General features: G+C 37.0%; 12 protein-coding genes and 1 pseudogene. 5 read left to right on the top strand and 8 right to left on the bottom strand.

Annotated elements, in window-relative coordinates; all coding sequences use genetic code 11:
* Window positions 1-76: 76 nt before the first annotated feature.
* From SFC25_RS13710 to SFC25_RS13720, 3 genes are all read right to left on the bottom strand, one after another.
* The gene (locus SFC25_RS13710) at window positions 77-1495 is read right to left on the bottom strand and encodes a carboxylesterase family protein (RefSeq protein ID WP_411215813.1); all 1419 of its coding nucleotides are present in this window, start codon (window positions 1493-1495) and stop codon (window positions 77-79) included.
* A 129-nt stretch (window positions 1496-1624) separates the two neighbouring features.
* Complete coding sequence (locus SFC25_RS13715; protein WP_411215814.1) at window positions 1625-2614, bottom strand: zinc-binding dehydrogenase; 990 nt, start codon at window positions 2612-2614, stop codon at window positions 1625-1627.
* Window positions 2615-2701: 87 nt separating this feature from the next.
* On the bottom strand, window positions 2702-4021 hold the full coding sequence (locus SFC25_RS13720) for a replication-associated recombination protein A (protein ID WP_411215815.1): 1320 nt from the start codon (window positions 4019-4021) through the stop codon (window positions 2702-2704).
* Between the two features lie 478 nt (window positions 4022-4499).
* On the opposite strand from SFC25_RS13720, the gene SFC25_RS13725 reads away from it, so the two are divergent.
* The 4 genes and pseudogenes from SFC25_RS13725 to SFC25_RS13740 form a co-directional block, all read left to right on the top strand.
* Entirely contained in the window at window positions 4500-5282 is a 783-nt protein-coding gene (locus SFC25_RS13725; RefSeq protein ID WP_411215816.1) for an SDR family NAD(P)-dependent oxidoreductase, read from the top strand.
* 48 nt (window positions 5283-5330) lie between these two features.
* Window positions 5331-5912: a TetR/AcrR family transcriptional regulator gene (locus SFC25_RS13730; protein ID WP_411215817.1), complete on the top strand. Its 582-nt coding sequence runs from the start codon at window positions 5331-5333 to the stop codon at window positions 5910-5912.
* Window positions 5913-5938: 26 nt separating this feature from the next.
* Entirely contained in the window at window positions 5939-6271 is a 333-nt protein-coding gene (locus tag SFC25_RS13735) for an MmcQ/YjbR family DNA-binding protein (RefSeq protein ID WP_411215818.1), read from the top strand.
* A 36-nt stretch (window positions 6272-6307) separates the two neighbouring features.
* Window positions 6308-6715, top strand: a pseudogene (locus SFC25_RS13740) (NADPH-dependent F420 reductase); the annotation flags it as partial.
* Window positions 6716-7907: 1192 nt separating this feature from the next.
* Here SFC25_RS13740 and SFC25_RS13745 read toward each other — a convergent pair.
* The 5 genes from SFC25_RS13745 to SFC25_RS13765 all read right to left on the bottom strand — a co-directional run bounded on the left by SFC25_RS13745 (window position 7908) and on the right by SFC25_RS13765 (window position 12453).
* Window positions 7908-8351: a YybH family protein gene (locus SFC25_RS13745; protein WP_411215819.1), complete on the bottom strand. Its 444-nt coding sequence runs from the start codon at window positions 8349-8351 to the stop codon at window positions 7908-7910.
* A 50-nt stretch (window positions 8352-8401) separates the two neighbouring features.
* Window positions 8402-9925: an ABC transporter permease/substrate-binding protein gene (locus SFC25_RS13750; RefSeq protein ID WP_411215820.1), complete on the bottom strand. Its 1524-nt coding sequence runs from the start codon at window positions 9923-9925 to the stop codon at window positions 8402-8404.
* A complete protein-coding gene (opuFA, locus tag SFC25_RS13755; RefSeq protein ID WP_411215821.1) occupies window positions 9918-10877 on the bottom strand; it encodes an osmoprotectant update ABC transporter ATP-binding subunit OpuFA in 960 nt (319 codons plus the stop codon). The genes SFC25_RS13750 and opuFA overlap by 8 nt, the downstream gene beginning before the upstream one ends.
* A 2-nt stretch (window positions 10878-10879) precedes the next feature.
* Entirely contained in the window at window positions 10880-11740 is an 861-nt protein-coding gene (locus SFC25_RS13760) for an SDR family oxidoreductase (protein WP_411215822.1), read from the bottom strand.
* A gap of 269 nt (window positions 11741-12009) precedes the next feature.
* Window positions 12010-12453 (bottom strand): Rrf2 family transcriptional regulator, encoded by a 444-nt coding sequence (locus SFC25_RS13765; RefSeq protein ID WP_411215823.1) that lies wholly within the window; start codon window positions 12451-12453, stop codon window positions 12010-12012.
* 173 nt (window positions 12454-12626) lie between these two features.
* On the opposite strand from SFC25_RS13765, the gene SFC25_RS13770 reads away from it, so the two are divergent.
* Window positions 12627-13268 carry an NAD(P)-dependent oxidoreductase gene (locus SFC25_RS13770; protein WP_411215824.1) on the top strand — a complete coding sequence of 214 codons (642 nt, stop codon included), beginning with the start codon at window positions 12627-12629 and terminating at the stop codon, window positions 13266-13268.
* Window positions 13269-13321: the final 53 nt, after the last annotated feature.

Below are 13321 nucleotides of genomic sequence, written 5' to 3' on the forward strand. Positions count from 1 at the left end.
AACGAATAAAACAAACTGTATTAAATAGGAATCGTTTTTGTTTAAATACATACTACGAGAGATCTAACAAAAATTGTTAAGGCCTATCAATGCCCTCAAATGTGTTTAATACTTCACCCGCGTGCGCAGTGGAATCGTAGGGAAGTTTACCGATACCTCTAGTGGTTGGCTCCTTACCTACTCTCCTCCAAAGCTGTTTAGCCTTATCCGTGGCAAAACTAATCAGCGTATCCCGTACAAAAGTATCCCGTGTGAGTTGGTCAGTGCTTCCTCCTGGCGCCTGCTGACCAACAATGCCATACATCTCTGTACCGTGTACAGCAGGGGCACCTTCAGATGAGCCAATACTCAAGAGATATGCGTTTCCACCAGCGGCAGCATGACTAAGCGCAGCGCGTATCGCAGGCAAAGTGTATAAATAGTCAGTTAACAACGCACCACGAACATCAACGGGGGTACGACCGTCTACATCGTAAACCGCAACAATACGCTTGGCGCGGCTACGCGGAATCCGAGACTTCATAACGAGTTCATCAACAATATTCTCAATGCTTCCCGGGTCAAAGCTCTTTGTAGCGTTAATAACCCACCAATCACCCTCATTGGTCGCACTACTGAACAAAATATCGATGTCGCGGTGGCGCCCTGATTTGATGACATCCAACGGCGTGTCCTCTATAACGGATCCTGGTTGTATGTGATCATCAACTATTCCGAGGGTAGTATTGCCGACCCCATTCCGGTCTCCGATATCACGTGGACTGACTTTATTCAGGGCTTCTGTAAGTAGCTGTGCATCAACGGTCAGCAACTGTTCAGGATCATTTTGGAACCCGAGATCAGTGAGAACTTTGTGTGCGAGTTCTTCCGCCCACCAAGCCGGTACGATACGGGATGCACCTCCAGAGAATGCAGCCAACCGATGGTAAAGACCATCAGCAGAAGGTGCAGCTAGCAATGCCGCACTGATAAAAGCTCCACCGCTGTGTCCGGTAACTGTGACATTTTCCGGGTCACCACCGAAACGGTCGATATTCTCTTTCACCCAGTTTAATGCTGCGATGACGTCCTGCAAGCCGAGGTTTGTTGCCTCTTCAAAAACCCCACCATATTGAGAGAGGGAGAGCCACCCTAGTGCGCCAAGTCGGTAGTTGACTGATACACCAACCACCTGTCCGGTTGAGGCTAGACCAGATAGATCGGATGTGATTTGTGTGTTTGCACCGTATTCAAATCCCCCACCATGTATATACACGACCACAGGTAGAGGCCCTTTGGCATCAGAAGGTGCCCAAACATTGAGATTCAAGCAGTCTTCACTGGTGCCACTTTCCAAATCAAGCCAACTGGTATCTCCTACCTGAATCGAAGCCGGACCTTTCTTATCATAAGGGAGGTCCGAATCAAAAGGAACTACCGTTGGCTTGCGAAAACGTTTAGCTGTAGCGTATGGAATACCTAACCATGAGCGGAACTGAGGGGTGTTTTGTGACATTATTCATCTGCTCCTTTCAAAGTACTGATTAAAAATTCCCTCAATATTGGAAAATGCATTAATCAGTTTAGAGATATTAGACTATATCAATAACGAAAATGGTGGATATTACTTTGAGTAATATTGTCATTAAAGGATTATTACATGTTTGCCGATATATTTACCTGATTCTAAGTTTGTTTGTGCTTGAGCTACTTCTCCAAAACCATGATAGACTTTAGCAATAGGAACTGTTATTTCTTTATTCTCAATGCTTTTTAAAATGTCATTAAAGATACTAGAAGGTAAATCCCTTGCTCCTCCAGCGTAACTAGTTAAGAAGACTCCTGTTGGAATCATAAATGGCGAAAAATTATCCAATGTCCATTGACCTGATAACGCACCCGTAAAGCAGACACGTCCACCCTTTCTAGTTAGACTCATGTCTTGGAACAAAGTGGTAAGACCTACCAATTCTAATACCATATCAACACCTTGCGGAGTGATTTTTTTAATTTCACTTTCGATTTCTTGATTATCAACCAGTGTGTAGTCGGAGCCGTATTGCCTCAAGCTCTCAAGCTTTTCAGTTTTTCGACTTGTTGTAATAACTGTGGCCCCCATTTTTTTAGCTAAGATCAGGGCCATTAATCCTACAGTTGATGTACCACCACGAATTAGTAATACATCACCTTTTTTGATACCTAAACCAACAGTAAGGGAACCATAGGCTGTTTGGAGCATCTCCGGTAAGGCCCCGACAATGTCCCAGTCTAAATTAGTATCTAGTGGAATAATGTTTTCTTCTCTAACTAGCATATATTCTGCATAAGAACCATCAATAGACCGTCCCAAACCGCCCATCATTGTAGCAACTTTTTGTCCGACTTTGAATCTACTGTTTGAAGTCACTTCATCAACTATACCAACTCCCTCAATTCCTAAAATTCTGGGAAATGAGAAATCGGCTGACGATTCACCTCTCCGGCTTGTAATCTCTGACTCATTAACGCCAAAGGCTTGAACCTTAATAAGAACGAATCCTTCTTTGATCGTTGGACGCTCAACTAGTATTGGCATTAAATCTTTAGCTTCACATTTTTCCACCAATTTAATGGCCATCATTTGTTTTTGTTTCATATTCTTAATGCCTACTTTCTTTTTTAGCTTCTACGGAAATTTGATAGTTCTTGACTTAAATTATCTAAGATACGTTCAAGATAAAAGTTACTCCTTTTTTTTATTTAAGTGCCAGTTTTTGATAGATGCTAATCTATCTTTAAATCTTTTTTCTGATCCTTGTTCAGTCGGTTTGTAATATTCTCGACCAATAAGTGAATCCGGCATGGACTGCATGTTAGTAATCTTGTCTTTATAATCTTGCGCATGTTGGTATTCTTTACCGTATCCAAGGTCTTTCATTAGTCTTGTTGGTGCATTCCGTAGTTGCAAAGGTACAGGTTCGTTGACAGAATGTAATGCATCCTTTTGAGCTTTTTTATAGGCTGCATAGACAGAGTCAGATTTAGGAGCAAGTGATAGGTAAATTACTGCCTGTGTTAGATGTACATCGCATTCCGGCATACCAAGAAATTGACATGCTTGAAATACACTCACACTTAATTCTAGCGCTCGACTATCCGCTACACCGATATCCTCACTTGCAAATCTTACTAGACGTCTGGCTATATAAATAGGGTCTTCTCCTGATTCAAGCATTCTGGAAAGCCAATAGATCGCAGCTTGCACGTCACTATTTCGCATGGACTTATGAAGAGCGGATATGATGTTGTAATGTTCCTCGCCGTTCTTATCGTAAAAGAGGGCTTTTCTTGTAATAAGCTGCTTTATAACATCTTCATTAATCTTTACATGTTCTCCATCCCTCTCTGCATTCAACACACACATTTCTAAAGTATTTAATGCAATTCGAGCATCTCCATTAGCAAATTTTGAAATGGTCATCAACATATCGTCGCTGATTTCGACTGTTTCTGTAAAACCTTTTTGAATGGAATTCTTTAAGAGTTTTACAATATCCTTAACGTCTAAAGGGTTTAATACAAAGACCTTACTTCTCGATAATAAGGCGGAATTCACCTCAAATGATGGATTTTCGGTCGTGGCACCTATCATGATGATACTACCTTTCTCAACATAAGGTAAAAAAGCATCTTGTTGAGCTTTATTAAACCGGTGGATTTCATCTACGAAAACAATAGTCTTTTCACCGAATTGACGATTGTACTCCGACTCATCCATTACTTGCCGTATTTCTTTTATTCCGCTTCTTACTGCACTAAAAGTAATAAATTCAGCCTTTGTTTTGTTTGCGATAATCTTAGCAAGGGTTGTCTTCCCAACACCTGGAGGTCCCCAAAATATCATGGATGATACCTGATCGTTTTCAATTAATTCACGTAGAATCTTTCCCTTTCCCAATAGATGTTTCTGACCAATGAACTCGTCAAGATTTTGTGGTCGCATTCTACTAGCCAAAGGTCTGCTTTTATCATTGTCGTCTTCAAAAATTGAGCCTTGTTTCATTAGAGTACTCTCCTTCCTCGTTTGTACCTTATCAATCACTTTTTCAACTACATTAATCTCATCCTCTTGATAAACAAGTTTAATGAGTTTTATGTTATACAGTACCCGTTATAGTCTTCTTCGAGAATACCGACTTCAATCTAAAGTTCAAAAATCGTATTCAGTGTTTTGTTACAAGATGCTATTATGTCTCCAAATCTCCCAACTTCTGCTTCTGCTTCTTACTCATCTTATTAAGTTGAATTGTGAATCGTAAAATTTAGCAAATTTAATGATTCCTTGTCTTGTAATTTTTTACGAACTGTTTTGAATGTCTGCCTTATATTAAATGACTACATTCCATTATTTTTGACTATTGCTTTAAATATAATTATGAATTGTACTGTTGATGTTTTAACCAAAAACAGGACGGGTAGCAACATTATACAATAACTACCTAACGTTAGGTAGTTATATCATATATAAGGAGGAATAGTAAATGAATGTCCGAGATATGTTTGATTTAACCAATAAAGTAGCCGTCGTCACCGGTTCAGGGAGTGGATTAGGGGCGCAGTTATCAATAGCGATGGCTGAAGCTGGTGCAGATGTTGTTTGTGGCGATGTGAACGAAAAAGGGAACCAAGAAACTGTTCAGAAAATCAAAGCAATGGGTCGTAAAGCATTATCGGTTCTATGTGATGTCTCTGACGAAGAACAGGTTGCTAAATTGATCCAAGTAACTGAAAAGGAATTTGGACAGCTTGATATTGCTATTGCTGCAGCTGGTATATCTGACCCTAATTCCGTATTAACCGATGAATATACCACTGATGGTTGGAAAAAAACATTAGATATAAATCTTAGTGGTGTGTTCTATACTAACCGAGAAGCATTAAAAATAATGAAAAAACAAAAAAGTGGTAAAATCATCAATATCTCTTCTATGTGGGGATTGGCAGGTACGTCTGGAGTATTTCCTGGTACAGCGTATAGTGCAACTAAAGGTGCAGTTATAAATCTCACAAGGGAACTTGCGCTTCAATATGCTCCATTTAATATTCAGGTTAACGCGATATGTCCTGGTTACTTCAGTACTAATATAGGAAACGGTCTTTTTGATGATCAAGAGTTCATCAAGCAGGGAGAAAAAGTTATACCTATGAATCGTATTGCTAATGCCGAAGAAATCAAAGGGACTGGACTATATCTTGCTTCATCAGCATCCGATTATACTACCGGTCTTATGCTAGTTACTGATGGCGGTTACTTAGCACAATAGCATTATTATAATGATGGATAGAGATTTGAAAAATGGGGGATATGATTTATGACGGGAACGAAATTAGTTGAGGCAGCTTTAATGCAGTTTGCCCTTCATGGCTATGAGGGAGCCTCTTTATCTTCAATTGCTGGAGAGGTAGGTATTAAGAAAGAATCAATATATTCTCATTTCAAAAGTAAAGAGCATCTCTTTAAAAGTGCTTTTGACTATTCTATATCGAAAGAGATTGAGTTCATAGATAATTTCTTTTCTCGTGCGGAAAATGGTACTCTTATTGAAAAACTCAGAAATTTTATGACTGAGTATATTGACAGGTATGAAAAAACAACTAATACACGTTTTCTGATTAGAAACGCATTCTACCCTCCAGCAAATATTAAGGAAGAAATTATTCTAAAATCCTATGACTTAACTGAAAAATTAGAGAGTATGTTATTAAATGAAGTAGAGTTAATAATCCATAAGATAAGTAACAAATTACAGCCTGAAGAAGTTGTAATGACTTATATAACTATACTAGATGGTCTATTTGTAGAAATGTTGTACGGCGGAAAATCTGAGCGCCTTTCAAAGAGAAGGCATTCATCTTGGAAAGTTTTTGTTGAAGGAATTGGATACAAACACTAAAAATTTTAATATGGAGTCGATTACTAATGGAGAACAGACAAGAGGCTATAAACTATTGTAAGAAATATAAAGATGTTTATGAAGACGAACCATTTCGAGACGATAATTGGACACTTATTAGACATAAGGATAATGATAAAACATTTGCTTGGATATTTGAGAGGGAGAACAAGATCTGGATTAATGTAAAAAACGAACCTGGTATGAATGAACAACTTAGAAATGAATACGACTCAATAGTACCCGCTTACCACTTAAATAAAGAACATTGGAACTCTATAATATTAGATGGTTCTGTTCCTGAAAAAGAAATCCAAGAATTAATTAGAACAAGCTATGATTTAACAAAAGATAAGTAATGTAAGAAAGACCCTTTGGGATAAAGGGTCTTTTTGAGCATTTGGGTTTCATATCAATCAGGCAGACCTATTATAAAAGCTTTCAACTTATTAGCATATACTTAAAAAATGCAGGAACTCCAGAAGGTGCTAGCGGACGCATTGCTATGGCCGTTGCTGGTGATAATGTAAAATAAACAAATAATCATGGATGTAGTGAACCAGATTGGTTTTGATACTGTTGATGGCGGTTCTTTAAGTGATTCCTGGAGACAACAGCCAGGAACTCCCGCATACTGTACAGAGCTAACACAATATGAACTAACGAAAGCATTGGAAAGGGCAAATAAAGAAAGAGCAACACTATTACGTGATAAGGTAATAGAGATGTTATCAGTTTCTAACCCAAAACTTCTCTCCAAAAAAGATATTGTGAATATGAACAGGGAAATATATAATTCCTAAAACAAAAGATGCACTCATTTAGATTGCCTCTTTCAGTTCCTCCATGTCTTAATAAAGTATGGAGAAACGATCTTTTGTTATAATTCTCTGTATCCTTTTAGAAACAGTAAGTTGTACTTTATCGAACAATCTTGGTATATGAATTATGACATTCAATAACAAAGTTATTCTATGGCAAAACAATGTTGATTCTTTCTAAATCAAGTAACCAGGCTTTTCTTTGGATACCCTCTCCAAAGCCCCCTTAGCCTCAATCGCTCTGGACATGGAATAATTAATAGCTCCATTGGATCTCGCTACAGCACGATATACTGTTGGGCTGCTACAAGAACTTCCAATTCTTTATAACTTTTGGTACGATCCCGGGAAAAAAGCTTGAAACTCTTATGATCCAAGGATTCCAAGCTTTTTTAGTTAGTGATTCCGACTGGACTTGAACCAGCGACCCCTACCCTGTCAATTTTGTTATAAGCGTAAATAGCGTATTTTAAGGGGTTTTTCTGTCCATATAGTCTATTAATTCCGTTAAAATCAGCTCAAAAAAATAATTTCGTTAGCATTGACGTTAGCAAATGGTGATTAATTCATCTGTATTAGTAATTTATAAAAAACAAAACTAATACAGAGATCAAACACTTCATCGCTACATCTAAATAAGGCGGCTAGTGTATCTCTCCTCTGAAGGCAGCCAATTTATTGGACGCCTCCGCCTTTTATAAATTCAACTACTGCCTCATTTTTTGTACAATTAATTTACTATTTTCTTCCTCATCCTCATATGGATTAATACCTAACTTCTCCTCTACATAAAATATTCCTCGCTGAGTTAGACTGACATAGTTTAAAGGGTATGCGGTTGTCTTAGTATAGTGAACTTTACTGAAATTTCGACTCAACAATGACAGGTTCAATTTTCAGTTGTACACTAACTAATAAATTATCTATCACAGTTGCTTGCTCCGAGTGCGCCTTCGCTGAAAGGATCGCGCTCTAAAAGGCTGTCCATTAATAGAATTTCTGAATCAGGAAATAATACACTCCTATCTGTTTTTTAAAAATACTACAGTGTTTAGACCTACCATCTAGAGTAACTCATCATCTCGTTTATTTATTCATCCTTTTTCATTTTATAAAATATACTTCTCAAATTAAAAACCGACCTATTAATTTGTCAAGGTCGGTTTTCAATCATTTAAAAGCCTTCACGTTCCCCTTCAACTGGCATATTAGAATAATGAACGTGAATAAGAACCCATTGAGATTCTTCATTTCGAATATATACTTGTGATTCTCTGCCTTCTGTTCTTAACTGATCTCCATCTTTAAAAGTTGCATCAAATTGCCAATAAAATTCAGTGATTACAGTATCTCCAAATACTTGAATAGAAATATTATATATATTTAATTTTCTTTTAATAAACCAATTATCCATTGTTTCCCCATAGAAGTTCTTTTTTATCTCTTCCCATCCATGCTCATGTCCTCTCGGATGAATAAATGAGACTTCAGGAGATTTCAGCCAGATTTGTGATGCTAAATTTATATCTGAAGCGTTGTCAATAGATTGTGCGTATTTCGAAATTAAATTTTTAATCTCTTTTTCTATATCCTCTTGATTGTGCTTATTTAGGCTCATTTGTGTTACCTCCGATTTTACTTGATTTAGAATAAATAAGTTATATTAACTCAATCCTTTATCAGTTTTTCCTTTAATAAGAATTCTCTTGCTACTGATTCAGGACTCTTATCTTCTACAGCCACATCGTAGTTCATCTTTCTCATTTCATCGTCGGTTACTTGTCCAGCCAGCTTATTTAGTGCTGAGACGATTTCTGGGTGTTTTTTTACAGTTGCATCTCTTAACAGCGGAGCTCCTTGATATGGTGGGAAAAAGTGCTTGTCATCTTTAAGTACTTTCATATTATATTTCTCTAATTCACTATCTGTGGAATAAGCATCAACTAAGTTAATCTCGCCAGAATTGGCGGCATTATATCTAATAGTAGGCTCCATTGTAACCAAAGAGTTGAATTTCAGACCATATGTTTCCGTCAAACCTGGATAACCGTCTTCTCTGTCAGTAAACTCACGGGTAAAGCCGGCTTTTACTTTATCTTGCACAGCAACTAAATCAGTCATGCTTTCTAATTTATACTGTTCTGCAAAATCTTTTGTAACAGCCAATGTATAGGTATTGTTATATTGCATAGGTTCTAATAGTGCCATATTAAATTTCTCTTCCATACCTTGTTTTGCTTGTTCATAAACCTTACGGCTATCTGTACTAACCGGAGTTTCTTTCACGAATTCTGCTAGTACCGTTCCTGTGAATTCAGGGTATATGTCAATATCGCCGGAATTTAAAGCGTTATAAACAAATGACGTACCTCCGAGACCAGGTTCTAAATCAACCTTTAATGAAGTTTCTTCTTCTATCAGAATTTTGTACATATTAATTAGAATCTCAGGTTCTGTACCCATTTTTCCACCAATGATAATATGTTCGCTATTCCCTGCTCTGCTTAACAAAGGAGCAGCCAATATCAGCATAGCAATTATTACAAATACTGTAGAAGACACAATCACTTTTTTGAAAGAAATCTTTTCAAGCTGGCGAAGCAATATATCAAATAATAAGGCCAAAAGTGCTGCTGGTATTGCTCCGATTATAATAAGCGCATAGTCGTTTCTATCAATACCTAAGAGAATTATATCCCCTAATCCACCAGCGCCTATAAGGGCTGCAATTGTTGCAGTACCTATTATAAGTACTGTTGCTGTCCTTACACCCGCCATAATAATTGGCATTGCTAAAGGAAGCTCTACTCTTAAAAGTCTTTTCTTGCTGTTCATTCCCATTGCTTCAGCCGCTTCTAATAGTGATGGATCTAGCTCCTTAATTCCTGTGTACGTATTTCGTAATAGCGGAAGCAACGCGTATGCTACTAATGCAATAATTGCTGGTACTTCTCCAATACCAAATAGCGGTATCAATACGCCCAAAAGTGCTAATGAAGGGATTGTCTGTAATATTCCAGTGAACCCTATATAATACTCTGCAGCTCGTTGTTTTCGAGTCAAGTAAATCCCTACCGGCACTGCAATAATCACTGCAAAAAATAGTGCAATTATTGATATTTGAATATGTTCTAAAGTAGCGCTGAAGAGCTCTGCTTTTCTTTCCACAAGTACATTAAATAAATTATCCAAGGAGTTTTCCTCCGTCCTTTAATGATTGAGCGATATATTGTAAAACATCTTGTCTGCTTAATAATCCAAGTATTTTACCGTTTTCTTCTACTGGTAAGGAATCTTCAGAAGAAAGTTGCTCTAAAACTTCATATAAAGGAGTGGATAAACTTAGCGGATTTTTTTCTGGATTAGAAGTTTCTATTTTTATAAGTGGAATATCTAAATCCTTCAATCTTTTCTCCGCATGATGGGTTTTACCGAAGAAGTCCTGTACAAATTCGTTAGCAGGTGAATACAACAATTCTTCAGGGGTGCCTATTTGTACGATTTCCCCTTCATTCATGACACATATCCGATCTCCCAATTTGAGTGCTTCTTGCATATCATGTGTAACGAATACAATCGTTTTCTTTATTTTTTGCTGCAATTCCAACAAATCGTCCTGCAAACTTTCTCTACTGAAAGGATCGAGAGCGCTAAAAGGCTCGTCCATTAAAAGAATTTCCGGATCGGCAGCTAACGCCCGTAAAACACCTACTCGTTGCTGCTGTCCACCAGATAATTCATTTGGTTTTCTGTTCTTATATACTTCAGGATCCAGACCAACCATCTGGAGTAATTCATCAATACGTTTATCTATTTTATCCTTCTTCCAACTTCTTAGTTCAGGTACAATTGCGATATTTTCTGCTATTGTCATGTGAGGAAAAAGAGCTATCTGTTGAAGTACATATCCAATGTTCCAACGAAGTTCGTTAATATCGTATTCATTGATTTTCTTATCATTAATCAGTACTGTTCCCTCTGTCAGGCTAATAAGCCTATTTATCATTTTAAGCGTCGTAGTCTTTCCTGACCCACTTGGACCAATAAGTACCAGGAATTCACCTTTTTTTATTTCCAAATTTAAGGACTGAACTGCAAAAGTACCATTTGGAAATATTTTCGCAACCTGTTCAAACTTAATCATCTTTATTTCTCCTCATGAAGGCGGGTAAGATAACTTGCCAGTTCTTCTGGTTTTTGGTTTGTAGTTTTTTGATAATCATCAGTTACTTCACCCATCAAATCTTTTTCTGCAGCCACATAAAGAGAAACCAATACTTCGCCAAACCCTTTTGGTTCATCGTAGGTAGCGGCAAATTCCTCTACGCTCATTGGATCATATTTAATTTCTGAATCACTTACATTACTGAGGATTGCTGCTAATTCTGGCATGGAGTACGCTTTTTCACCTGTAAGTGTATATCTTCCACCATGCAGTTCGGGTCTTACTGCAATCTGAATAACTGATCTGGCAATATCATCTCTTGAGATGAATGATATTTTCCCCTCACCGACAGGATAAAGGAGCCGGCCTCTTTTTATTAATTCAGGTAGATATGGAACTAGTGGATCAGCATACATTGCATTACGCACTAGTGTGTATTCTAAGTTGCTGGAAGCTAGTCTCCTTGCAGCATAACCAAAGAATGGGCTCATTTTAAAAGGGTTATTTTCTTGGTCGGCGACAAAACCTATAAAAATAACATGTTTAACGTTCGCTTTTTCAGCAGCTTGAACAGAATTTTCAAATTCAGCGATTCTAACTGTACTCGGAAAAGAAATACTTGGGATGTAAATCAAAACATCTGTTTCCTTAAAAGCCTCAACAAGTTCTTCGAAATTATTGTAATCTGCTTTTCTTGCTGTGATACCTTGTTCTATAAAGGCCGAGGCTTTGTGGGGATTGCGTACCGTTATTGCTATATTTTCTGGTGATATATTTTTCAAGGCTTCTTTTGTTATCTTAATTCCTAGATGTCCTGTTGCTCCTGTGATATTTATCTTCATTCAATACTCTCTCCTTTGCTTTATCTACAGTTATCCTTATTAATGCATTTTGTATTACTTTTTTTAGCTCGCGTTAGTAATAAGCTTTTTTTTAAAACTTTTAGTCAACTTCTTTCATGCTACACATTAATACATTAATAGTAACCAAGTCTATTACAGGTAATCGAATTGATTACAAGTACCGAGTATAGATACAGTTCTTCTATTAGTCAAGTCAAAAATCAAAACAAATTTACAGCAAAAATAAAAAACGCATTGATCAATGCGTTTTAATTAATATTGCTTATCCCTTCTTTTTTTATAATATCTAGTACTACATCTTCAATTGTGACGTTTTCTAAAGCTTTCTCTAATGCCACTTGTACAATAGAGAACAACGGAAGAATTGTATCTTGGATATTTCTCCCTACTGGACAATCTGGATTTGGATTGTTGTGTACGCTAAATAATTCATTTTCTTGAACAACATTAACTGCTTTATAGACATCCAATAAGGAAATCTCAGATAAATCCCTTGCTGGTTCTGCGCCCGCAATTCCCGGTCTTACTTTTACTAAGTCGGCGTTTTTAAGCATTCCGGTAATTTTTCTGATTACTGCAGGATTAGTATTGACACTGGAGGCAATATATTCGGAAGAATTAACGCCTTCTTTATTTATCTCAAGGAGTGTAAGGATATGGATTCCTACAGCAAAGCGACTACTGATCGACATATTTTATCACCTACTTTCTTAACAATGAATGATACACAATACTTCACATTATAGCTTAAAAAATATCATTTTTTTAAATTTATGTTTGACAAATCGCTCCTTGTAACTTAAATTATTACATGTAACCACTAAAATTACAAGTGGTGCAAATTATCTTATTGGGAGGTTTTAATATGAAAATCGGTATAATTGGTGCAAGTGGTAAAGCAGGTAGCCTTATTCTTAAGGAGGCTACCACTAGAGGACACGAAGTAACAGCTCTAGTAAGAAATAGAGCTAAAATTCAAGAACAAAACGTGGAAGTTGTTGAAATGGACATTTTCAATATCACTGCAGAAGACATCAATAAATTTGATGTTATTGTTAATGCTTTTAATGCTGCTCCTGGTGAAGAACATCACCATATAGAAGCTGGAAGGATTTTAAACGATGCTTTAAAAAATGCGACTAATACTAAGCTACTTGTTGTAGGCGGAGCTGGCAGCTTATATGTGGATGAAGAAAAAACAATTCAAGTAAAAGATACACCAGACTTTCCAGACGCATTTCTCCCTACAGCTACAAACATGGGAAAAGCTCTAGAAGAATTACAAAATACATCAGACTTCCAATGGACATATATAAGCCCTGCAGGAATGTTCGATCCTGAAGGAAAACGTACAGGTTCTTATAAAAAAGGTAAAGATCAATTGATTTTGAACTCAAAAGGTGAAAGCTACATCAGCTATGCCGATTATGCAATCGCTGTACTAGATGAAATTGAGAATCCCCAACACCTTAACGAACGTTTTTCTGTAGTAGGTGAAGCAGAATAATAGAGCTTCGATTTGAAGCATAATCTACTTAAGCATACCTATAGCTATAGGTA

Origin of the sequence: Terribacillus saccharophilus (genome assembly GCF_046592595.1) — a bacterium.
In the GTDB taxonomy this organism is placed as follows: Bacteria; Bacillota; Bacilli; order Bacillales; family Amphibacillaceae; genus Terribacillus; species Terribacillus saccharophilus_C.

Excerpts from the sequence above, each read along its gene's own strand:
- SFC25_RS13710 (WP_411215813.1), bottom strand. The coding sequence starts at position 1,495 with ATGTCACAAAACACCCCTCAGTTCCGCTCATGGTTAGGTATTCCATAC.
- SFC25_RS13715 (WP_411215814.1), bottom strand. The coding sequence starts at position 2,614 with ATGAAACAAAAACAAATGATGGCCATTAAATTGGTGGAAAAATGTGAA.
- SFC25_RS13720 (WP_411215815.1), bottom strand. The coding sequence starts at position 4,021 with ATGAAACAAGGCTCAATTTTTGAAGACGACAATGATAAAAGCAGACCT.
- SFC25_RS13725 (WP_411215816.1), top strand. The coding sequence starts at position 4,500 with ATGAATGTCCGAGATATGTTTGATTTAACCAATAAAGTAGCCGTCGTC.
- SFC25_RS13730 (WP_411215817.1), top strand. The coding sequence starts at position 5,331 with ATGACGGGAACGAAATTAGTTGAGGCAGCTTTAATGCAGTTTGCCCTT.
- SFC25_RS13735 (WP_411215818.1), top strand. The coding sequence starts at position 5,939 with ATGGAGAACAGACAAGAGGCTATAAACTATTGTAAGAAATATAAAGAT.
- SFC25_RS13745 (WP_411215819.1), bottom strand. The coding sequence starts at position 8,351 with ATGAGCCTAAATAAGCACAATCAAGAGGATATAGAAAAAGAGATTAAA.
- opuFA (WP_411215821.1), bottom strand. The coding sequence starts at position 10,877 with ATGATTAAGTTTGAACAGGTTGCGAAAATATTTCCAAATGGTACTTTT.
- SFC25_RS13760 (WP_411215822.1), bottom strand. The coding sequence starts at position 11,740 with ATGAAGATAAATATCACAGGAGCAACAGGACATCTAGGAATTAAGATA.
- SFC25_RS13765 (WP_411215823.1), bottom strand. The coding sequence starts at position 12,453 with ATGTCGATCAGTAGTCGCTTTGCTGTAGGAATCCATATCCTTACACTC.
- SFC25_RS13770 (WP_411215824.1), top strand. The coding sequence starts at position 12,627 with ATGAAAATCGGTATAATTGGTGCAAGTGGTAAAGCAGGTAGCCTTATT.